The following is a 24371-nucleotide window of genomic DNA, read 5'->3' as shown; positions in this document are numbered from 1 at the left end:
AATGACCCGTTCGTTATGGTCAGCGCCCGCTCCATCGTGCGCAGCGCGCAATCGTGCGGTTCGGGGACCCCGGTCCCGGTCCCCGAGCTGGACGATGCAAATCAACCAAGTTGCGAAACCAGACTGACCAGCTCCGACTGGCGGTGCGCGCCCGTCTTCGAGAAGATCGACTTGAGGTGGTTGCGGGCGGTTTCGCGCGAGATGCGCAGGTGCTCGGACGCGCTGGCGAGCGATGTGCCGGTTGCAAGCAGCGCGGCCAGTCGCGATTCCGCCGGCGTGAGGTCGAAGGCCTGGCCGATCAGCGCCGGGTCCGGCGCCGCGCGCGGGATGAGGTTGGACAGGATCAGCATGGCGCGAGCGCCGAGGAAGACGGAGCGCGCGGCGCCGTCCACCGGCAGGATCCGCAACACGACCGGTGGCTTTGCCGTCCGGCGGACAAGGATTGGAGAGGCGGGCATGGCCGCGGCATCCGGCGTCGATCGGATCATGCTGATCAGCTGATCGAGCCTCGTCATCGCCTGCTTGTCGTGAACAACGAGGCGCCGCTCCCTGATGCGGATCTCGTTGTCGAATCCAGTTTCGGCTGCCGTGTTGGTGCGCAGGACCATTCCTTCCCGATTGAGGATCAATGCGGGCTGTTGGACCCGGTCGAGCACATCGGTCATCGAGGTGAGCGCGACCCTTCCCATCACCGTCGCGAGCGTGGCGGTCTCGGTCAGGCGCGGCGCCAATTGGGCAAGCAGTTGCTTGTCGGCGGCCTCGAATGCGCCTTCGTGGCCGGTTCGCTGGATCGTCAATGCCCACGCTGCGCTGTCGGCCCAGAAGCCGATGCCGGCGAACCACCGGTATCCGAACGGGAACAGCACCTCGTTGTACATGGGATCGGCGCGAATCTGCTCCGGGGTCATCATATCGAGGTCGGTCACGACCTCGCCCGCCATCATGCGCGGAAAAGCCTTGGCGCGCGGGTCTCTTAAGTGCCAGTTGTTCCTGAAGTAGAGATCGGTGGCCTCGGCGATCGATGCCGTGCGTGGAACGTCGGGGGTCCTGATGTCACTTTGAAGGAGTATGGCCGCCGACGCGCCCACCGCCCTGCAGATGTCATCCATGATGTCGCGCCATGCTTCAGGATTCACGGCGGCCTCGCCAAGTCGATTGAGGATCCTCGACAGTCCTGCACCGTCGATTTTGTCGGCTTTCAAGCGCGGTCCCCTTCGCCCAGCCCCGCACATTTCGTTGCAGCCCGGCATGCATCCTTGCTGCATGCCGGGCAGAAAGTCCCCGACATCTGAGGCCCTCCAACGCGTTTCCCTGACCGGCGATGCTTCGTGAGGAGGCGGCTCGAAGCAAGCCCCCTTGCCTGTTTTTCCTGAAAAATCGCACTTGACGAAAGTCTAGCGGATGGCTGCGGAAGGCGGCGGCGCCCGGACCGGAATGACCCATTCGGGTCATGCGTCCAGATGTGCCGGCGCTATTCCATGGACGAGGAATATTTGCTGCACCAGGAATTGAGATGACATTGCTTTGCTTGAGTCAGTCGGATTTCGGCGTCGGCTTTCGGCTCCCGATATCGAGCTGCAGCAGGGATATCTGGGCGCGTCAGAATGTCGCAGTTCGTGTCCCCAGGCGCGGCGCGAATTGTTCAGCCGCGCTATCAACGGTCGCAATCCATTTTCTCGGCAGCTTAAGCGATCTGGTCAAGGCCAGCTGGGGAGGCAAGGCGATCGCTTCATTCCATCCCGTATTGTGCTGCAGTTCGGCAAAGCTTCGACCCCATGGTCTGCCGAACTCGGGCGCAATCGCAAAGCCGGGACACACGCTCTCTCGGCTGCGCTGTTCAATTCACGCCGCGCTTAAGGTTAGCAGCTGTGCTGCCTTGACGCAGTCACGCAACAATGGAAACAATTTGCAATTATCAGAAGTCCTTCGCTCCGTGACAGGACTTCGCCGTTCGCCGTCGGGCAACGACGCCTCGTCGAATCGATACCCAATACAACCATAACAAGACCATTTCATTTCCAACTCGCGCCGTTGGGCTGACGGCGAACTTTGAGCATCAGAATGTTAAAGGGGGGCTCGCCATGAGCGACCAGACGATTTTGCGCGCCAGTTTTGTCTCGGAGTCCGCGGCCTTTCGCAACACCTTTGGTTGGTACAACAGCTCAACGGGGCTCGGCGGAGTCCTGTTTGCAAATGCGGATTCGCAAGGGGCTGGCGCCCTCACCCCCGGTGTCTCCCATGTCGACTTCGCGGTGAACACCGCCGATCTCGGCAAGATCCAGTTCTTCCTCATTCCGGATGGTGCGGCGCAGGGCCGCAACGATGCCGACGATCTCACCGGCGCCATCAAGGTCATCAAGCTTTCGGACGGCACCTGGGCGGTCGCCGATGTCGATGCCAACGGCAACGTCATCTACGTTGCCGGCAAGCCCGATCTGCTCACGGGCGCCGGCGCCAATGCGTTGTTTACCGAGACCTCCAAGAACGCGGGCGGCGTCGATTATGCCTCGTCGGTCACGGGCAGCCAGCAGACGGCAGCCAAGCTCGCCGGCGACACTGCCGACGGCGCGACCGGCACCATCGCCTGGGAGGATACCGCCGCGACGCGCAGGTCCAACGGCAGCTACACCGCGCCGGGCGACGCCGACTACAACGACGCCGTCTTCCAGGTTTCGCTCGTGCAAAAACCGGTCGCCAGTGCCGATGCGGTCACGATCGGCGAGGATGCCGGCGTCACCGCGATCAACGTGCTCGCCAATGACACCAACCCCGCGGGCGGGACGCTGCGCGTCACCTCCGTCAATACACAGGGAATTTTGGGGACGGTCAGCATCGCCGCCGACGGCCACAACATCGCCTATACCCCGGGTTCTGCGTTCCAGTCGCTGCGCGCCGGCCAGTCCGCGACCGAGACTTTCACCTATACCGTAACCAACAGCGCCGGCCTGACATCGACGGCGACGGCGACCGTCACGATCCAGGGCGCCAACGATGCCGCAATCATCGGCACACCCTCGGCTGCCGATGTCACCGAGGATTCCCGCAATCCGACCCTGAAGCTCACTGGGACGATCGCGATCTCCGACGTCGATCAGGGCGAATCGGCGTTCAAGACCACCGTGTTATCCGCCTTGGGCAATTTCGGCACCCTGTCCCTGAAGGCCGACGGCAGCTACACCTATTCGATCGCCAACAGTGCCGTTCAATATCTCGGCGCCGGCGAGACCAGGGTCGAGACGTTTACGGTCAGCGCGCTGGACGGCACGGCCAAGCAGGTCTCCTTCACGGTTCACGGCACCAACGACGCCGCCGTGATCGGTGCGCCCGCCTTCACCACCGTCACCGAAGACGCCAGCGCGCCGACGCTGTCGGTGTCAGGCACGATCTCGATCTCGGATGCCGACCAGAACCAGTCCACGTTCCAGGCCGGCGTGATCACGGGGCAGGGCAATCTGGGCGCACTGACGCTGAATGCCAACGGCACCTACAGCTATTCGGTCGCCAACAGCGCCGTGCAATATCTCGGTGCGGGCGACACCAAGGTCGAAACCTTCACCGTCAAGTCGTTCGACGGCACGGCCAAGCAGGTCTCTTTCGTCATCAAGGGCGTCAATGACGCAGCGGTGATCGGCACACCCACGGTTCACGACGTCTACGACAATCCGTCGGCGCTCGTGCTCACCGCGTCCGGCAGCATCGGCATCACGGACGTTGATCAGGGCGAGGCGGCGTTCAAGCCGGCCGTTGGCTCCGCTGCCGGCAATCTGGGCTTCCTGCTGCTGTCGGGCGACGGCAGCTATGTCTACGTTGTGGCCGAAAGTGCTGCGCACAATCTGGCGGCCGGCGCCGTCAAGGTCGACACCTTCACCGTGACCGCTGTCGATGGCACCACCAAGCAGGTCAGCTTCACCGTTCATGGCCCGGCCGGCGGCAATCACGCGGCGACGATCGGCGATCCCACCATTGCCGACGTGACGGAAGACCTTGCGGCGAACAACGCCGGGAATCTGACCGCGGTGGGCAGCATCTCGGTCAGCGACCCGGATGCGGGCCAGTCGTCATTCCAGGCCGGCGTGCTCACAGGGCCGGGCAATCTCGGCACGCTGAACCTCTCGGCCAACGGCGGCTACACCTACGCTGTCGCCAACAACGCCGTGCAATATCTCGGAGCCGGCGAAACCAAGATCGATACGTTCCGGGTCACCTCTCAGGATGGCACCTCCAAGGACGTCACGTTCACGATCCACGGCGAGAATGACGGCGCGACCATTGGCAATGTCGGGGATCACGAGGTCACCGAGGACGGCCAACTGACAGCGTCCGGGCAGCTGTCCATCGTCGATGCCGACCAGAACCAGGCCGCGTTCCAGGCCGGCACGATCACGGCACAAGGCAACCTCGGCACGGTGACGCTGCTGGCCGACGGCCACTACACCTATTCGGTCGACAACGCCGCTATTCAGTATCTCGGCGCCAACGACACCAAGACGGAGACTTTCACGGTCACGTCCGTCGACGGCACGACCAAGAATATCAGCTTCGATATCCATGGCACGCAAGACGCACCGAATCTGAGCGTACAGGACTCGTCGGGCGCCGCCGACGGAAACATCACGCTTCACATAGCGGCCGACAAGGTCGATCTGGGCAGCACCTTGTCGGTGAAGATCGAGGGGGTGCCGTCGAGCTTTACGGTACAGAACGGCGCAGCGATCGGGGACGGCGCCTGGCTCGTGACGGGCGACTCCATTCAGAACGTCGTCCTGATCCCGAACCATGCAGTCGGCAGCGCGGATCCGTTCACCCTGCAAGTCACCGCCATCTCCGACGACGGCGTTCATCAGGCGGTGAGCTCGGCCGAGCTCGCGCTGACCGTGACGTCCGGTGCCAACGAGATCAACGCGCTGGATATCGACGGCTATATCGGCGGCGCAACCGTATTTGCTGACGCCAACAACAACGGAATACTCGACGCAGGCGAGGCGCACACGACGACACGGGCTGACGGCAGTTTTACGTTGGCGGGCGGCTCCGGTCCGCTCGTGAGTATCGGCGGCGTCGATATCTCGACGGGATTGCAGGTCGCCGGCGTGCTGAGGGCGCCGGAGGGCTCCACCGTCATCACTCCGCTGACGACGCTGATCGCCGCACTGGTCGACAGCACGGCAAACGATGAGCACCCGCTGACGGCGGACCAGGCCATGAGCGCCGTGGCGGCGGCTTTCAACCTCGATCTCACCGGAGGTGTCGACCTGAGGTCGTTCGACCCGGTGCCCGATGCGGTAAACAACGATGCCACCGCGACCGCGGTGCTCGCGGCAGCCATCCAGGTCCAAAGCACCGTCGCTCAGGTGTCGGCCGTCGGCGTGGAGACGGGCGCGGTCATTACAGCCATTGCAAGCGCTATTACGGCGTCTCTGAGCGGCCCCGGCGCGCCCGTCTTCGATCTGGCATCGTCCGATACGGTTCAGAGCGTCGTCACATCCTCCGGCGTCGATGCGGCGGCCGCCGCGACGGTTATCGAGGTCGTTGCTGCCGCGAACGACAGCATTCAGGCGGCCACGAACGTCACTGAATTGGCGCAGGCCGGTCAGGTTGCTCAAGGCGCGGCTGCCGACCAACTCGCCGCGACCGATTTTTCGGATCAACAATCGATTGATCAGCTCACAAACCGTTTTGTCGAAAATCTCGACACTGAGGTTGCAAATGCCGTGCTGACCCCGGTCGGGAATGCCCTGTTCGGCTCGCTCGGCGATGACGTGCTTTCGGGCGGAGGTGGTAACGATCTGATCGATGGCCAGGACGGCAACGATCGCATCAGCGGTGGCGACGGAAACGACATCCTCTTTGGCGGCGCTGGCAAGGACTATCTCGGCGGCGGTTCGGGTGACGATATCCTCGACGGTGGCCCGGGCTTCGACCGCGCCGTCTATACCGACGCGACCGGCGGCGTCACGATCGATCTGGCGGCCGGAACGGCGTCCGGCGCCGGCGTGGGGACGGACACCCTCGTCAACATCGAAGCTGCCGTCGGCAGCGACTTTGCCGATACATTCAACGGGGCTGGCTTCACCGGCGATGCACATGTCCCGGGTAGCCCTGTCGGCTACAACGAGTTCGAAGGCAGAGGCGGCGACGACACCATCATCAGCAACACCAACAGCCAGGGCGCCGAGCTGACGCGCGTCTCCTATGTCAGTGCCACCGGCGCGGTGACGGTGGATCTCGCCGCCGGCTATGCCCAAGGTGATGCATCGGTGGGCCACGACACCCTCATCGGATCCGGCTTCAACGGCGTCTGGGGCTCTGCGCATAACGACACGATTCTGGGCAGCAACAATCCGATGTTCACCGCAGAGGTGTATTCGGGCTTTGCGGGCAACGACTACATCGACGGCCGCGGTGGCTACGACCGCGTGGACTACAACGTCGATCCGAACACCACGACGGGAATTACGGTCAATCTCGCCGCCGGATCCGTCACCGGCGATGCGACCGTCGGCACGGATACGTTGCGCGGGATCGAGGCGATCCGCGGCACCAACTTCGCCGATACCTACAATGCCACCGGTTTCGGCTCGGGCAGCGTCAACGCCGGCTCGAACGGGACGTTCAACGAGTTCACCGGCAATGGCGGCGACGACACCATCACCGGCAACGGCTTCACGCGGCTCGGTTTCAACAACGCGACGGCCGGAGTCCAGGTCGACTTCGTCACCGGCACCGCCACCGGCGATTCATCCGTCGGCACCGATCATTTCACCGGCGTCAACGCCGTCCAGGCCTCGATGTTCGACGACACGCTGCTGGGCGGGGCGACCAACGACACCTTCACCGGCCTCGCCGGCAACGACTATATCGACGGCCGCGGCGGCTTCGACGTCTCGTCCTACAACAACATCTTCTTCATCACGGGAAGCATCACCGTCAATATGGCGGCCGGCATCGTCACCGGAGACGCCTCGAACGGCACGGATACGCTTCGTTCGATCGAGGGCATTCAGGGCACCAACTTCGACGATACCTACGATGCGACCGGTTACGGGGTGGCCGGCGCGAATGTCGGCAACAACGGGACCTTCAACCAGTTCGAAGGGCTGAGCGGTGACGACGTCATCACCGGTAACGGCAACACGCGCCTGATCTTCGCCAACGCGACCGGCGGGGTGACCATCAATCTCGCGGGCGGCACCGCCACCGGCGACGGCTCGACCGGTCACGACACGTTCACCGGCGTCAACAGCGCCCTGGGCAGCAACTTTGCCGACATCTTCGACGCAACGGGATTCTCTGGTCCGAGCGGGACCTCGTTCCAGGGGCAGGGCGGCAACGACCAGATCACCGGCAACGGCGCGACGCAGATTCAGTACAACAACGCCACTGCCGGCGTGACCGTCAACCTCACTGCGGGCACCGCCGACGGCGACGGCTCGGTCGGCCACGACACCATCACGGGCGGCGTGTTCAATGTCCTGGGGTCCAATTTCAACGACACCATCATCGGCAGCGCCAGCAACGACAGTCTCTCCGGCAACGTCGGCAACGACATCCTGGATGGTCGTGCCGGCAACGACTTCCTCAGTGGCGGCGCTGGCGTGGACACCTTTGTCTATGCGAGCGGCGGCGGCTTCGACTTCATCCAGGACTTCGTCCATGGCCAGGACAAGCTCGATCTGACCGGGGTCTACGGCATCTTCAGCCTCTCTGACCTGCAAGCGCATGCGGTGCAGAGCGGCCCCAACACGGTCATTACCTTCAGCTCGGGTGACGGCCTCACGCTTCAGAACGTCAATCTGAGCAGCTTGACGGCGAGCGATTTCCTGTTCGGCGCGCCGGCCGCGCCGATCGTCGGCGACGGAAACGCGAACGACCTCGTCGGCACCGCCGATGCCGAATCCATCAGCGGTCTCGGTGGCAACGACCGCCTCCAGGGCCTCGGCGGCAGCGACCTTCTGGATGGCGGTGCGGGCTTCGATCGCGCCATCTATACCGATGCGAGCGGCGGCATCGCCGTCAACCTCGCGGCCGGGACGGCCTCGGGAGCTGGCGTCGGGACAGACACGCTCATCGGCATCGAGGGTGTGGTCGGCAGCGATTATGCCGATACGTTCAATGCGGCCGGGTTCACCGGATCGACCGGTCTGCCCGGCGTAGCCGCCGGCCAGAGCGAGTTTGAAGGGCGCGGCGGCAACGATAGCGTCATCGGCGATCTCAACGCCCTGGGGCAGGCGGTGACGCGAGTGTCCTATCTGAGCGCCACCAGCGCGGTCACGGTCGACATCGGGGCCGGGACCACGGATGGCGATGCCTCCGTCGGTCATGACACCTTCTCCAACGTCTCGACGATCTGGGGTTCGGCCTCCAACGACACGTTCTACGGCAGCGACAATGCGGCCTTCACCTACGAGACCTATGAAGGTCGCGGCGGCGACGACTATATCGACGGCCGCGGCGGCTACGACCAGGTCACCTACAATTCGGACACGACGACCACGTCGGGCATCTATGTTCACCTTGCCGCGGGCATCGTGAATGGCGACGCCACGGTCGGCACCGACACCATACGCAACGTCGAGGCCGCGCGTGGTACCAATTTCGACGACACGTTCGACGCGACCGGCTTCGGCCAGGTCGGGGCGACCAATGTCGGTTCCTCCGGGACCTTCAACGACTTCGCCGGCGCCGGCGGCAACGACACCATCATCGGCAACGGCTCCACCCGCCTGAACTACCAGATCGCGGCCTCGAGCGTCAGCGTCGACCTCGAGACCAGCGTCGTCGGGACCACGAATGCCGTCACGGTTGCCGGCAGCGCGACAGGTGCGACCGAGGGCACCGACACCTTCACCGGCGTCAATGCGGTGCAGGGCTCGACCTTCGCCGACACGCTGCTCGGAAGCAGCTTCAACAACAACTTCACCGGTCTTGGCGGCGACGACTACATCGACGGCCGCGGCGGCTTCGACGTGGCCATCTACAACAGCCTCAGCACGGTCACGGGCGGCGTCGCGATCGACATGGCGGCAGGCACGGCGACCGGTGATGCGTCGATCGGGACCGATACGCTGCGTTCGATCGAGGGCATTCAGGGCACGGGCTACGCCGACACCTATGTGGCGACGGGCTATGGCCAGCCCGGTGCGCTCAATATCGGCAACAACGGCACCTTCAACCAGTTCGAGGGCCTCGGCGGCGATGATGCCATCACCGGCAACGGCAACACACGGCTGCTCTACACGAATGCCACCGGCGGCGTCACCGTCAACCTGAACGCCGGCTCGGTCACGGGTGACGTATCGGTCGGGCACGACACCTTCACGGGCGTCAACAGCGTCTATGGCGGCAATTTCGCCGACACTTACGACGCGACGGGCTTCATCGGTTTCAATTCCTTCCAGGGCCTCGCCGGCAACGACCTCATCACCGGCAACGGCAGCACGCAGCTGCTGTTCGCCAACGCGACCGGCGGCGTGACCGTTAACCTCGCAAACGGTACTGTGGACGGCGATAGTTCGGTAGGTCATGACACCATTTTGGGAGGGGTGACCAGCGTTGCGGGCTCGAACTTCAACGACACGATCACCGGTTCTGGTGGCAACGACCAGCTGTTCGGCAACGGCGGCAACGATCTGCTCAGCGGTGGTGCCGGCAACGACGGCCTGAACGGCGGCATTGGTGCAGACACCTTTGTCTACGCTGCCGGCGGCGGCGCGGACACCATCGGCGACTTCCTGCAGGCGGACGCCGACAAGATCGACCTCACGGGAATCCCTGGTGTCTCGACCCTTGCCGACGTTCAGGCGCTTGCCACCCAACAGGGGCCGAACACGGTCATCAACTTCGGCAATGGCGACACCCTCACGCTGCTGAACGTGACGCTGTCGAACCTCACGGCTGCCGACTTCATCCTGGGGCAGGGCGTGCACCTCACCGGCGACGCCGGTGCAAATACGCTGATCGGCACCGCCTACGCCGACAATCTGAGTGGCCTTGCGGGCAACGATCGCCTCAAGGGCCTCGACGGCAATGATCTACTCGACGGCGGCCTCGGCTTCGACCGCGCCGACTATGTCGCGGCAACGGGCGGCATTACCGCAAATCTCGCGGCAGGCTCCGTGACAGGTCCAGGGGTCGGCACGGACACGCTGGCGAACGTCGAGGGGATCGTGGGCAGCGACTATGCCGACACGTTCAACGCGACCGGCTTTGCGGGCGATACCGGCATTGCCGGCACCAATGTGGGCTTCAACGAGTTCGAAGGCCGCGGCGGGGACGACAGCATCACGGGAGCGATGAACAGCCTGGGTGCGCTCCTGACGCGCATCTCGTATGCCAATGCAACGGGCAGCGTGACCGTCGATCTGACGGCCCACTCGGCGGCGGGAGATGCCTCGGTCGGTACCGATACCTTGGTGGGTTCGGGCTTTGCGGGTGTTGTCGGCTCTGGATCTGGCGACCAACTGCTCGGCAGTGCCAATGGCCCAGGAACCGTGGAAACGTTCGAAGGCCGCGCCGGCGATGACTTCATCGACGGCCGGGCTGGTTTCGACCGGGCGGACTACGCGCTCGATCCGGCCGCGGTGGGCGGGATCGACGTTCAACTGGCGTCGGGAACCGTGACGGGCGACGCCGCGACGGTCGGCACCGACACGCTGCGATCGGTCGAGTCCGTGCGCGGCTCGAACGCTGCGGACGTCTTCAACGCCGCTGGTTTCACCGGAAGCAGCCAGAATGCCGGTTCCAACGGGACGTTCAATGAATTCATCGGCATGGGCGGCAACGACAGCATCACCGGTAACGGCAACACGCGCGTTGCATTCACCAACGCCACCGGCGCGGTGACGGTCGATCTGCTGGCAGGTACCGCAAGCGGTGACTTGTCCACGGGCAACGATACGTTCAGCGGCGTCAACGCCGTGATGGCCTCGATGTTCAACGACACCATCAGCGGTAGCAACACCACCACGGCGACGGAAACGTTCACCGGCCTTGCCGGCGACGACTTCATCGACGGCCGCGGCGGCTTCGACATCATCAGCTACAACAACATCTACTTCTCCACCGGCGCGGTGACGATCAACTTCACGGCGGGCACCGCGACCGGCGACGGCTCGATCGGCAATGATACGTTCCGCGGGATCGAGGGCGCCCAGGGCACCACTTTCAACGACGTCTTCACGGCCACGAATTTCGGCGCCGTCGGTTTCCAGAACGGTGCAACCAACAACGTCGGCAACAACGGCAACTTCAACCAGTTCGAAGGCCTGGCCGGCAACGACACGATCACCGGCAACGGTAACACCCGGATCATCTATTCCAGCGCCACCGATGCCGTGACCATCAACCTGCAGGCGGGGACTGCGACCGGCGGCGGCTCAATCGGCACTGACACCTATGTAGGCGTCAACAGTGCGACCGGCAGCAACCTGAACGACACCTACAATGCCACAGGCTTCACCGGCGTCACCTCGGCAGGATCGTTCGGTACCTTCAACCTGTTCGAAGGCCTGCTCGGCAACGATACCATCACCGGTAACGGCAATACGCGGGTCTCGTATTCCCAGGCGAGCGGGGGCGGAGTTTCCGTCGACCTTTCGACGGGACTTGTGAGCGGTGCGGCCGGCGCCGACTTCATCACGGGAGGCGTCAACAGCGTCCAGGGTTCGAACCAGGCCGACACGCTGGTCGGCAGCTCGAATAACGAGTTATTCTTCGGCGGCGGCAGTGGCGACACGATCAACGCAGGTGGCGGCAACGACGGCATCACCGGCCAGGGCGGCAACGATACGATCGACGGCGACGCCGGCACCGACATGGTGATCTTCTCGGGTACGCAATCGCAATACACCGTCACGACGGCTGGAACGATCCAGGTTCAGGACAATGTCGTGAACCGTGACGGCACCGACGGTCTGACCAACGTCGAAGCGCTGCAGTTCAGCGACGCCATCGTGTTGCTGTCATCGGGCTCGTTGGCGAGTCCGATCGATCTCTCGACGCAACAGTTCTCTAACACGGCACCCGTGAGCGGAACGGCTGGCGATGATTATCTTCGCGTCGGAGCCAATATCTTCGGACACGGGATCAATCTGGGAGCCGGGACGGGGGATACCGTCCTGCTCAACGGCACCTTCGGTAACGGCTACACGCTCAATCTCTCGGGTGTCGAAAACCTGGTCGGCAGCGGCAACGACGAGTTCGTCAACCTCACGACGACCGCCAACGGACTGGTCGTCGACCTCGGGGGTGGCAATGATCAGCTCAATCTCGCGGGCGGCGCCAACACGCTTAGTCTGATCGGCGTCGAGGGGGTCGGCGGATCCGATTTCGGTGCGACGCCCGGCGTCAACGACGTACTCACCTTGTCGACGACGGTGACGGGCCTGAACATCAGCCTCGGCAACGGCGACAATACGATGAACCTCGCTGCCGGCGCGAACTCGTTCGTGAACATCTACGACGTCAATCACGTGAACGGAACCGCGAGCGACGACACCTTGACTGTCACCGGTGCGATCGCAGCGGTCAACGGCGTCGCGATCGACCTTGGCGGCGGCGAGGATACGATCGCCCTCAACGGAAACTTCGCTGCATTCGCCGCGACCGGCGTCGAGCACATCAACGGAAATTCGGGCGACAATTCACTCAGCTTGACGAACAATGTCGATGGCATCGTCATCGACATGGGCGGTGGAAACGATCTGGTGTCGCTCGCCAATGGAGTGAATTCGGTCAGCATCAGTGGCGTCGAAAACCTCAACGGCAGTGATTTCACCGGCAATCTCAACCCGTCGGACGATACGGTCACGCTTCTGAATACAGTGTCCGGGGTGTCGGTCAATCTCGGCGAAGGGACCAACGTCCTGAATCTCGCCGCAGGCAGCAATTCGTTCGACAATCTGTGGAACGTGAATCTGCTCAACGGGAGCTCGTCGGACGACATTCTGACGTTGCAGGGCAGCCCGGCGAACGTGATCGATCTCGGCGGCGGCAACGACACTCTGAACTTCAGCGCGAATGTCTACGACATCACGGTGACCAACGTCGAGACCGTCAATGCCGCCGCGAACTTCGACAGGATCACGATCGGCAATGCGTCAGGTAACACGACGATCACTGCCGGCGCGGGTGCGGATGAGATTTTCGCCAGCGCGGGCCATGACAACTTCCGCTTTGTCAGCACCGCGGATTCCGCCGCCGGCGCTGCCGATACCATTCACAATTTCGACGCCGATAATGACAGCTTTACGTTCTCGGGCATTAGCGTCGCTGGCGGTCACATCGAGTACGTGGAGAATGCGGCGCTGCTCGGTGCCAACCAGGCTTCGGCTCACCTGCAGAATTCCGGGCCGGGTAACGACTATCTTCAGATCGATATCGACGGCGACGGAACGAGCGATATGGACGTGAGCCTGCAAAATGTCACGGGCACGCTGCACAACGGCAACTTCCTGTTGGCCTGAGAGAGAACCGGCTTCGGAGAGGCGTTGGCCGCCTGCCGGCCTGTCTCCGGGAGCCACCGTCCTGGCAATCGCCGCGCGACCCCAAGCAAAAACCGCCGCCACCAGCTATCCGGTGGATCGGCGGTCTATAGTCGAAGGTCGCTGGGTCGAAGGTGGCTGGCCTCTCAGGAGGCTCTTAGCCAAGCGTTCCCGCGCTCACCGAACGTACCAATAGCCCCACCAGCGTTGGGACACTGGACGCGCCTGCGCCTTCATGGCGGCGACTTCCTCGACGGAGCGAAGCTGCGGGCCGTAGATCGCGGGCGGATAGACGTCATCCCACAGCACGACCCCGGTTTGGGCGTAGGCCGCCCGCTGATGTGCCGGCGCAAGCGCGAGCTCGGCGGCCGGCGCTACGGATGCTGTCAAAACGAGGCCGAGAGCGGACAGGGCAATGGATGGAATAAGAGCGCGGACGGTCATTGGATTGAATCCCTCGTAATATGAGATGCGAAATAATGCGACGGGTCCCGAATGGTTGCAAGGGCATGGATTGGCCGGTTGGCCCGAAATTTCCTGTTCGTGGGAAGGCGTGCCAGGTCCGTTCGACGGCAGCAGCCTTTGGACAGGTCGGGATCGCGAAGGCATCTCTCTATATAGAGTGACTCTAATAGAGCGATCTTGATCGCAGAGTTTGATGCACGGGAGGTTATGCCGCATGCACGTAAGAGGTCAGGCATGAACAATCTTTCGGCGCCCGAAGTCGGCAAGAACCATGATGTCGACACACTGCTCGCTCTTGATGAGTCCCGGACTATCTAGGGCGACTCCTATGACTTCTGCATTCCTCTCCGCTTTCATTTTCGGCGCTGGCCTCACCTTGGGATACGCGCTACGCGCTTGGCGCGTGCAACGAAGCCCTGCGAGCTCATCCCGCGGCGCCTCGCGCCGAATGACCGGACCGACTCCCACCTCGACGTTCGGCCACGCCCGACGAGCCTTTTAGGCAACGTCCGATTCGCTGACGGGATCTCACTGGTACGAATGGGGCATGACGAGATGAGCGAACCCAAGAAGGATGCGCCGCGGCGTTACATCGTCGATGGCGCCGGACAACGCGTGCTTGTCGGGCTGACGATCTCGGAGACGGTCGAGTTCGAAGCGCTGGATAATCCGAGCTCCCGCCCCGGCGCCGATTTGCTTGTCGAGGCGCGCCGTGTCCGCCAGGACAGACATGGGGAGCGCTGGCTGGAGCTTTACGTCAAGCACGAGCGAGCCTGGAACGATTGGATGGCTGAAACACGTGCGCGGCTGGAAAAGCCCCGCTTGCTCAACTAGATCCGCTCGAGGTCGATGCCCATGGTCCGATAGGCGAGCCGTCGCGAACCAAGGCTCCACGTCATACCGCGAGCATGCGGCTGCCCTGGATGCTCATCAGGGTGAGGTTACCGGTCGCATAGGCACCGGTGTCGATGTTGACGCGGTTCGCCATGAATTCGGCACTACGGACCGGCGTATGGCCATGCACGATATACTTGCCGAATTGCTCCTCGCTGCGCAGGAACTCTTCGCGAATCCAGAGCAGATCGCGCTCCGTCTGCTCGGCCAGCGGAACGCCTGGGCGAACGCCGGCGTGAACGAAGAAGAAGTCCCCGCAACTGAAGCTCAGCCGCAAATTGTCGAGGAATTCCAGATGCTCGGTGGGCATCGCCCGAATCAGATCGCGCATGATCGATGCCGGCTCGTCGCGCTTCAGGTCCGGCGGCGCAAGCCCGTAGGACATCAGTGTCTGGGTCCCGCCGACGGCAATCCAATCCTCGAATAATGAGGGATCTTCGAACACCCTCACCAGAAATGCCTCGTGATTCCCTTTGAGGAAGACTGCGTTGCCCCGGCGGCTCCGTTCGATCAGGACGTCGAGGGTGGAGCGCGTATCCGGGCCGCGATCGATGTAATCGCCCATGAAGACCTCGACCGCGTAGCGCGGTCGGCTGCAGGCGACGTCGGCGTCGATCACCCGCAACATGGGCTGCAGCAGATGCGCGCAGCCGTGAATGTCCGAGATCGCATAGATGCGGACTCCCTCCGGCAATTGCGGTTTGGGAATAGGCGGGCGTGGTCGGGCGAGAGATATCATGGCGCTCAATCGATCGGGTGGTTGAAAAATTTCCCCAAGTCGCCGGCACCGGAGAGCTTCCATTCAACACGAACGACGTGAATTCGGTGAGGGAGCGTCCTTGTTCTCCGGCTCGATCACGCCAAAAGAAGGGCGGCATTTTTTGCCGACCTTGTTCGGCGATCGGCAGCGCGAATGGCGCGGCCCGCGGGAATCGCATCGCTGAAGGCGAGCGTGCAGCAAAGATGCATGCCTGGGCGCGATTTCGCATCGCACGCCCAGATAGAAAATCATCGAAATTCTCGCAAATGACTCATTGTGCTTCGTCGAAGGATTGCATCGCCTGAAAGATGAGCGAAGAGGTGCTCGCGCGCTGGCCAAGCATCGCGGTGGACGTGGAACTTGATTCAAAATAGGGCAACGCGTTCGCTCGTATGTCATCACTGTGACGACATTTTCAGCGCGTCGAATTTCGCTGCGCATTTCAACACGACGCATGATCCCTGCGCCGCAAAAGTTTTGCGTGCAACGCCACAATGTCGCTGCGATCACTCAACACTTTCCGTGCGGGGCAGTGACGAGTCTTCAGCATCACGATGAGCGTCAGGCACACTCTCGATAGGCAGAGGTTCGAATGGCTGTTGCAACTTATGGTTCTGAAAACGCTCACGCGCTGTCGTCGACGCGAGGTGGCGCTCTTCAGAGGCCATTTCAGATCGTCGTCATGGCGGCTGACTTTCTGCTGATCTTGTTGAGCTATGCCGCCGGGGCTTCGCTGTACGGCGTCGCCGTCGCTTCGCCCACCGACGGCGCTTCGGTGGGAGCGGGGTTGTTTGTCGGCGTGGTGTTCGTCGCAGTCGCCTATTTCCGGGACGTCTATGCCACGCACCGGCTGCTCAACATCGTCTGGCAGCTTCGAAAGGCGGTGTTAATCTGGCTGACGTCGCTGACGATCCTTGCTGTTGCGGCGTTCCTGCTGAAATCGACCGACAATCTGTCCCGCGGCACCGTCATCGTGTTTGCCGTGATCGGCGGACTTGGTTTGGTCAGCCTGCGCTTCGTCTGGCAGGCGGTGTTCGGCACGAGCTTTGCGCGAAGCCGGTTGGTCGATCGCAAGGTGATCCTGCTCAGCCTCAAGCCGCTCGACTTCACCTCCAGCCGCTTCAAGGACCTGCGGCGGAATGGCTTCGACGTCACGCGCCATTTCGTGCTCGGCGACGACCGGGATGATGGCCATTGGGAGCGGCAGATTCGCGACGTGATCCGTCAGTCGCGCTCGGCCGACGTCGATGAATACCTGCTTGCGATCGACTGGAACGAATTGCCGATGCTCCGCAAGCTCGGGCCATATCTGCGCGCCGTCCCGCAGCCGATACGCCTGCTGCCGGACGATCCGGTCGCCGATCTGGTGGCTCGTCCCTTCCTGCCGGTCAGCGGAACCGTAGCGGTCGAAATCCAGCGGCCGCCTCTCACCATTCTCGAACGGCTGCAAAAGCGCTGTCTCGACGTCGGCGTGGCCCTGTTCGCGCTCGTAATCTTGACGCCGCTGCTGCTCACCGTTGCCGTGCTGATCAAGCTGGATTCCCCGGGAGCCGTCATATTCCGCCAGTCGCGCCGCGGCTTCAATGGCAGGCCGTTCGAGATCTGGAAGTTCCGGAGCATGACCGTCTGCGAGAACGGCGAAACGATTGCCCAGGCGACCAAGCGGGATGCTCGGGTCACCAAGATCGGGCGCTTCCTTCGTATGACGAGCATCGACGAACTGCCGCAGCTCTGGAACGTGCTGCGCGGGGACATGTCGCTGGTTGGACCGCGTCCGCACGCGCTGGCCCATGACAATTACTATGACGAGATCATCAGCAAGTACGTCTACCGCCATCACATGAAGCCGGGCCTGACCGGCTGGGCCCAGGTGAACGGCTTCAGGGGGGAAACGCCGACGATCGATCTGATGGAGAAGCGGGTCGAATATGACGTCTGGTACGTTAGCAACTGGAGTATCTGGCTCGACCTGAAGATTATGGCCCGGACGGCGTCCGCAGTGATGTTCCAGGAAGCTTACTAGTCGTTTGATTTCTTCACTGTCCGGAACCTGCCAGCTTAAGGGATCAGGTTCCGTCTCTCGACGACCTGCTGAAGAGCCGCATGATCGCGTCGCGCAAGGCAAGCAACGGCGGCACCAGCACGAAGAAAGCCCCCATCGCAACGGAAACGATGACATGGCGGATCGAGAAGGGTTCGTCCTGCTCGATTTCCCTTTGACTCGGGTCGATGGGCGCGGGTGAGAGCGTCGTCGCCATTGGCTGCGGACGCGGCTTGCGTGGGGGAACCACGATCAACACGAACAGGATGTTGAGCAGAACCCAAATAGTCAAAATCGTCAGGACGATCAGCATTCCGAGCCCGCCGGAAATGAACGACAAATATCAGCCGAGGTTAGCCTCAGGGAACCCAGAAAGAAAGATGCCCAAAGTTTCAGCATTTTAAAGCATCGAGGACCGGATTGTCTCGTCTTGCCGATGAATGGTTGCCAATTGGCGCACTGTCCTAGCCATCGCAGCCTTCGTCAATCCTTGCTTTTGGCTAGAGCAATAACTGCAAGTTGTGGATTCCGGGCGAATACGGAGGCCTCGGCAGTCCGAGGTGGGCTCGGCGCAATCCTCCGTTCGTGTGTGCGAAGGCGCACTCGCTGCTCTTCAGGCGCTAGTTTCGAAGAACGCAAAAAATTGGCCCGCTGCCAAATGGCAGCGGGCCCGTCGTCTTTAGAAATCGGCTGGGCGCGGCCTGCCGCGCCTCCGCCTAGGCATGCTCGACGTAGTAGCTGTTGTGGTGCTTGCCCTTGTACGCCTCGATGCGCTTGAGCATCTTCGGGTTGGCGCGGTTGAGCACGGCGCCGAGCAATTTCTTCTGCAGGACTTCCGACCCGGAAACCGACTCCTGAAGGGCGCTTCGTGTCGTTTGCCCCCACTCGATCACATAGACCATGGCATCGATCAGGAAGCTGACGGCCTTTGAATCCGCCACCGGCATCACCGGGGCAAGATCGATCACGATGTACTCATAGTGCTCCTTCAGCACCTTGAGCAGATCGGCCATCGCCTTCGATCCAATGACGTCTGCCGAATTGACCATGCGGGAGGCCACGACGGACGGCAAGAAATCCAGGCCTGTTTCCTTGCTTCGCTGCACATGGTAGCCGAGGCTGGCCGGATCGCTGAGCGCCTCTACCAGTCCGCTCTTGGCGTTCGGCGCGAGCTCCCGCGTGAGCGAGCGCGTGTGCAGATCGCCGTCGATCAGGACCGTGCGATGCCCGGTGAGGGCGATCAACTGGGCGAAGTTGGCCGCCACCGTCGTCTTTCCTTCCTTGGGAAGGGACGAGACGATGCCAATCACCTTGATCTCGCGGGTCAGGCGCGCAACGTCGATCGACACCTTGATATTGCGCAACGTCTCGGCAAATCGCGAGAATGGATGGTCGACGACGTAGCGGGACAGATCGGGTGGACCGGCCTTCCCGGACGTGGATAGCAACGCGCCGGTCTTCGTCGGCGGACGAATGTCCGGCAGGACCCCGAGGCACTTCACGCCGAGCTCGTCCTCGACCTCGCCGGGGGTCCGCAACACGTCGCTGAGCAGTTCACGGGCAAAGGCGGCGCCGAAGCCGAGGCAGAGGCCGCCCACCAAGCCGCCCACCAGCGCCAGCACCGTGCGCGGCGAGCTCTTGCGATCCGGCTTGGCGGCGGTGCTGATGAGGCGCGCCTCGCTGAGCGGGAAGCTCTGGTTCTGCGTGGCGCTCTGCAGCTTCTCGAGGAAGTTGTTGTAGAGGTTGCGGTAGGTGTCCGCGGCGCTTTCGAGATCGCGCAGCTTGACTGCAGCCTGGCCGGTATCGCCGGCCTGGGCGACGAGTTCCTTTACGTTCTTCTCGAGCGAGGCTTCCCGGCTCTTTGCGATCTCATAGTCGCTGCGATAGGCGTCGCCGATCCGATGCAGCTCGTCGGCGATGTTCTTGCGCAGCTCCTCCATCTTGTTGGCCAGATTGACCGCAGCAAGATGTTGCTTGCCATAGCGCCGGGACCAGTCCGCATACTGGGCCTGGAGGTCCAGATATTGCGCGCGCAGGCGGGTGATGACCGAGTTGTTGAGAGCATCGGTCACCGTCGATTGTGCGACGTCCTGGTCCGAAATCGCGGTGATCCGGTCGAGCCGGGCCTTGGCTTCGGCCGTCGACGCCCGCGCTTGAACCAGCTGGGTGTTGAGGTCCGACAATTGCTGTTCGGACATCAGGCCGCGGCTGGTTCCGACGATGTTGTTTTCGGCCTTGAAGGTCTGCACGGCACGGTCGCTGGCGGTTGCCTGCTCGCTCAGCTCGATGCTGCGCTGCTGAAGCCATTCGGTCGCCCGCTTGGTCGACTGATATTTGGCTTCCAGGGCGCCGACAAGGTAGGCGCTGGCGACGGCGTTGACGATCTTGGCGGCCTTGTCAGGGCTTCGCGAGCGATAGTTCAGCGACAAGACATAGGTCGTCAGGACACGTTCCGTCCTCAGGTTCTTCTGAACCTGCTCGACCACGGCATGCTCGAGTCGCTCCTGCGACGCCGGTTCTCCGGTGCCGAACAACGACATGAACTTGCCGAGGACGATGGAAAGTAAACCCGGATTGGAGCCATTGAACTCCGGATCGTCCGTCAGCTTCAGGCGACGGACCACCGAGAGGATCAGGTCGTCCGAGTTGATGACCTCGACCTGGCTGTCGACGTATCCGGTATCGATGAGGGCGCTGTTGGCGTTGCTGTCCTTGTCCAGCACCTGCGCCTGACGGGTATCCATCATGATGCGGGCATTCGCCGTGTACATGGGTTGCGCCATGATCAGATAGACGATCACCAGCGCCAGCGAAGCGCCGGTGCACACCGCGATGATCGGCCATTGCCGGCGCAGGACATCGGCCACGCGTTCGAAGCTGAGGACTGCTCCGCCGAATTCGATGCCGAATCTGTGACCCGACGGGAAATGTTCTCTAGGCTGATACATTTGTTAATTCGCTGCCTTTTGACGATCGCTGATCAATTCGGAAGGGGGACGGGCTTGAACGGGTTGGCCAGCTTGGTCTTCCACTCGCCGTCGAGCAGCGCCCCGCCTCGGGGCGGTTGCGCACGGCCCTTGTCTTGGGATTGGGCCTGGGCGCCGGAGGTGTCCTCGCCGGCGGCGGCATAGCCTGCTTGCACGTTGAGATCGCCGATCCGCTGCGTGAAATCCCTGATCTTGCGCGCAGCGTCCGGCTTCGTCGACGTGCACCGCCCTTCGGCGATCCTCAACGCGGCGCCAATGGCTGAACGGTCGGTTGAACTCGACGCCGAGATGAGGGTCTGCACGGACGGCAACACCGAGGGGTTCGTGGCGATAAAGGTGGCGAGCCGATATCTCAGCTTCTCCTTGTCATTGCGCAGCTGTTCCAGAAGCGAGGAGGGCGATTTTACGAACGTGTCGAGTTGGAGCTGCGAGGCACGATCCGTAAATTCGACACACTGGGCGCGGCAAGCATCGATGCTCGCCACCATCAAGGCAGAAGCTGCCAAGATGATCGGTAGCCATCGCGATCTCGCAAGACGACGTGTTAGTCCGCAACCCATCTGTGTCCCTTGCTCCCTGTTGCAATAGGAGAACACGTGAAACTTGGCAGGCAACTGTGTCAATTTTTGTGCGACGCAAAAGCTGCGTGCGCGTGCTCGGTGAGACAACGCGTGCATTGCCTGTTTCGGTCGGTTGCAAAAATGAAGATCTGCAATGCCTGCGAGATCGGCACGCTGGCGCCTAGGAATGTTGCAAACTGAAAACATAAGAGGCGTTGAAAGTCGAAGGGCCGCGAGCATGCGTCGCAAAACCGACACAAGTCGTCACGCGACTCATTGTTCCCCGCTTGCGAAAAATTATCGGTGCGATATGTGGCATCGTGCTTGCGGAGAGATCAACGTCTTTCGCGGTCGGCTTGATCGCAACAGCGCCGAATTTCGCGCACACTTTGCACGCAAATACTCGCAATCATCACGACCGAATTGATTTGCGCGCCGACGCATGTCGATCTCAGGCAAAAAGTGGCGTGAACTTGGCGCTCGCATGTCCGAATGATCTGCGAGGGTTGAAATTATCGTCGACCCTCATGCGTCGAATGCGAGTCCGCGATCGCAGAGATTGAACACGCGCAAGACCTGATACACACTGCTGCGGTGCAATAGCTACGGAATGTTGATGTGACGGAGATGGTTCATCGTGAGAAGGCGCATGTCCTGCCGCTCGATAGCATTCGGGGGATCGCCGCGACGTCGGTGGTGATTCACCATCTCCTGCTGATGCCGACTTTCCTCGCGGCGTTCCCGCACAATGCGTGGATCAATTGCTCGTTCTTCAGAAGCTCCTGGCTGCTGGTCGACTTGTTCTTTGTTCTCAGCGGGATCGTCATGTCGCTCAGCTACGTCGAGAGCGACTTCGGGCGCTTCTCGCTGCGTGAGTTCATGGCGCGGCGCCTGGCGCGGGTCTATCCGCTGCATATCGTCATGCTGATGGCAAATCTTCTGTTTCGCCTCCTGCGGATCGGTCTGGTCATGGCCGGTGTCGTGGTGGCCGCGCCGGCGGCGTTCGAAGTGAACAATGCCTATTCCTTCGGTCTCAACGTGCTGCTGCTGCATTCGATGGGGTTCATCGATTATCTCAGCTGGAATGCGCCGAGCTGGAGCATCAGCGTCGAGTTCTACACATATCTGGTGTTTGGCCTGATCGTGCTGCTGGCCCAGCGCATGCGTTCCCTGCTCTGGTTCTACGTCCTCTGTGGAGCCCTTGCGATTAGCAGTCTGGTCTTCATCATCTTCGTGCTCGACAAGAGGAGCCTCGGGCTTCAGACCGACTTCGGCATCCTGCGCTGCTTCGTGAGCTTCTTCCTGGGCGTGCTGACGGTGAGGATCGTCGATCGCCTGCCGGCCAAGCCGGGCCCTGCCGTGCAGGGCGTGCTGCAGTTCGCCGCCATGATCGCCAGCATCGCTCTGGTGTCCGTGGCGGAGACCAATCCTGCCGCGACCTTCCTCGCGCCGGTGACGTTCGCGATCTTCCTCGGCAGCTTGCTGGCCTTTCCGGATGCGCTGCTGGTGCCGCGGATGCTGGTGGCCGGGCCGCTGGTCTGGCTCGGGAAACGTTCCTACTCCATCTATATGGTGCACGCGCTCGTGGTGCTGCTCGCTGAATATTTCGTGCGGGCAGTGGGGGCGGGGCGGATCGCCGCGCTGGATTCGGTCTGGGCAGGCCTGCCGGCCACGCTGAATCTCGTCGTCTCACTGGCTGCTGTGCTAGCGGTCTCGCACTTCACCTATCTCTACATCGAAATTCCCGGCGGCAGGTTCATGCGAAATGTGCTCGGAAGCCGTCGGGATTTCGCGCGATCCCCAGCGCCGTCGGCGCGGCTGACGAACTGAGTCGGTCATGAGCATCCTCGCACTGCAACGGCCGCGACTGATCCTGATCAGCCTCAGCATCGAGGCGATCGCGCTCGGGGTCTATCTGGTCCGCGACGCCTTTGGTGGCGTGATCCGCTATTACACCAGCATCTATCACATGGATGCGCTCTGGTATCTGCCCGATGCGGTCGCGCTTGCGTGTCTGATCCAGTTCATCGTGCATTGCATCCTGCGCAATCGCAGCACCCTGGCCCTGTTGGTGTTGGTCCAGATCATGCTGTCGCTCGTGCTTGGCTATTTCATGATGGGAACGGCAAACGCAGCGATCTCGTCCTTCAAGATGATGCTGCCGGTGTTCGTCGGCTTCTGCTTCTGTGATGCGAGTCTCGGCTCGTACAAGAAGCTGCTGTCGGTCATCGCCGTGACCTTCTACCTCTCGGTCATCGGGGTGTTGCTGACGAAGTTCTACCTCATGCCCTGGGTCGGGTATAAATATGAGTCTTTTGGCGCGGTTCGGGAGGCGGGCCGGCTGTGGTGGGCCTATGGCGGCGACGACCAGCGGCTCATGGGTTTTGCGGCCGACAACACCATGGCCGCCTTCTTCATTCTCGTGTCGTTCGCGATCACCTCGATTCGCAAGAGCACGACGTGGTGCCTTCTGTTCGGCTCGCTCGCGGTCTATGTCATCAAGCTGACCACGAGCAAGACGACGATGATCGTCCTCGTGCTCTATCTGATCCTGCTCGTGTTCGTGCGTATGCTGCCGGAGAAGTCGCGCTTTCCCGCAATCAGGGGCATCGCGCAATGGTCCTTTGCCGCGATCTTCGTTCCGTTCTTCATGATCGTTATCGCTTCCGGCACCGCCGCCGTCCCGCACTCGACCCTGTTCAGCATCGTCGATCGCATCAACAACAGCTGGCAGTTGCCGTTCGTCTACATGAACCAGCTCATGCCGATCGGTCTGGTGACGGGCTGCGGCGCTGGCTGCTTCAACTATCCGCAGAAGCTGTTCTCGCCGCTCGCGCACTTCTGGGTGCCCGTCGACAATTTCTACATCGGGACCTACCTGATGTTCGGTCTGCCGTTCGTCGCGTTCATGGTGATGGTGTTCAGGGCGACATTCGGCGCGACCGACGTGTACAAGCTGACGCTGATCTTCGTCGTCAACCTGTTCACGATCACGGTGTTGAACTACGGCCCGGCGTCCGGCCTCCTGATCATCGCATTGAGCTTCAGCGACGTGTTTTCGCGCCGCGCGGCCTCCGCACGGGCGGGCGACGCCGTGCCGATCGTCATGCGGCCGCCGATGCCGTCTTTGGAAGGCTTCCGCCCGGACATACCGGCGGCGAGCGGAAGCAGGTGAGAACGAAC

The 24371-nt window shown here is 62.2% G+C and carries 11 protein-coding genes; 5 read left to right on the top strand and 6 right to left on the bottom strand.

The window, feature by feature from the left end:
• Window positions 1-101: 101 nt before the first annotated feature.
• Window positions 102-1202: a helix-turn-helix transcriptional regulator gene (locus XH81_RS29410; RefSeq protein ID WP_271596457.1), complete on the bottom strand. Its 1101-nt coding sequence runs from the start codon at window positions 1200-1202 to the stop codon at window positions 102-104.
• Between the two features lie 879 nt (window positions 1203-2081).
• Here XH81_RS29410 and XH81_RS29405 point away from each other — a divergent pair.
• Window positions 2082-13463, top strand: a complete 11382-nt coding sequence (locus tag XH81_RS29405; protein ID WP_271596456.1) for a beta strand repeat-containing protein — start codon at window positions 2082-2084, stop codon at window positions 13461-13463.
• Window positions 13464-13658: 195 nt separating this feature from the next.
• Here XH81_RS29405 and XH81_RS29400 read toward each other — a convergent pair whose 3' ends face one another.
• Window positions 13659-13925, bottom strand: coding sequence for a hypothetical protein (locus XH81_RS29400; RefSeq protein WP_028141813.1), 267 nt, complete (start codon window positions 13923-13925; stop codon window positions 13659-13661).
• 576 nt (window positions 13926-14501) lie between these two features.
• On the opposite strand from XH81_RS29400, the gene XH81_RS29395 reads away from it, so the two are divergent.
• A complete protein-coding gene (locus XH81_RS29395) occupies window positions 14502-14780 on the top strand; it encodes a hypothetical protein (protein WP_038972575.1) in 279 nt (92 codons plus the stop codon).
• 61 nt (window positions 14781-14841) lie between these two features.
• Here the strand turns inward: XH81_RS29395 and XH81_RS29390 are convergent, their stop codons facing one another.
• Window positions 14842-15579: a metallophosphoesterase family protein gene (locus XH81_RS29390; protein WP_050995698.1), complete on the bottom strand. Its 738-nt coding sequence runs from the start codon at window positions 15577-15579 to the stop codon at window positions 14842-14844.
• A gap of 613 nt (window positions 15580-16192) precedes the next feature.
• Between XH81_RS29390 and XH81_RS29385 the strand changes: the two genes are divergently transcribed.
• On the top strand, window positions 16193-17623 hold the full coding sequence (locus tag XH81_RS29385; RefSeq protein WP_152103414.1) for an undecaprenyl-phosphate glucose phosphotransferase: 1431 nt from the start codon (window positions 16193-16195) through the stop codon (window positions 17621-17623).
• Between the two features lie 43 nt (window positions 17624-17666).
• Here the strand turns inward: XH81_RS29385 and XH81_RS29380 are convergent, their stop codons facing one another.
• The 3 genes from XH81_RS29380 to XH81_RS29370 all read right to left on the bottom strand — a co-directional run bounded on the left by XH81_RS29380 (window position 17667) and on the right by XH81_RS29370 (window position 21116).
• Complete coding sequence (locus XH81_RS29380) at window positions 17667-17954, bottom strand: hypothetical protein (RefSeq protein ID WP_028141809.1); 288 nt, start codon at window positions 17952-17954, stop codon at window positions 17667-17669.
• Window positions 17955-18357: 403 nt separating this feature from the next.
• Entirely contained in the window at window positions 18358-20589 is a 2232-nt protein-coding gene (locus XH81_RS29375; protein ID WP_271596455.1) for a Wzz/FepE/Etk N-terminal domain-containing protein, read from the bottom strand.
• A gap of 32 nt (window positions 20590-20621) precedes the next feature.
• Window positions 20622-21116 carry a hypothetical protein gene (locus XH81_RS29370; RefSeq protein ID WP_028141807.1) on the bottom strand — a complete coding sequence of 165 codons (495 nt, stop codon included), beginning with the start codon at window positions 21114-21116 and terminating at the stop codon, window positions 20622-20624.
• 699 nt (window positions 21117-21815) lie between these two features.
• Here XH81_RS29370 and XH81_RS29365 point away from each other — a divergent pair.
• A complete protein-coding gene (locus XH81_RS29365) occupies window positions 21816-23018 on the top strand; it encodes an acyltransferase family protein (RefSeq protein WP_028141806.1) in 1203 nt (400 codons plus the stop codon).
• A gap of 7 nt (window positions 23019-23025) precedes the next feature.
• Complete coding sequence (locus XH81_RS29360; RefSeq protein ID WP_028141805.1) at window positions 23026-24363, top strand: hypothetical protein; 1338 nt, start codon at window positions 23026-23028, stop codon at window positions 24361-24363.
• Window positions 24364-24371 lie beyond the last annotated feature (8 nt).

The organism is Bradyrhizobium sp. CCBAU 25360 (assembly GCF_028128695.1).
GTDB lineage: Bacteria > Pseudomonadota > Alphaproteobacteria > Rhizobiales > Xanthobacteraceae > Bradyrhizobium > Bradyrhizobium ottawaense.
This window is presented reverse-complemented; position numbering and strand designations above follow the sequence as displayed.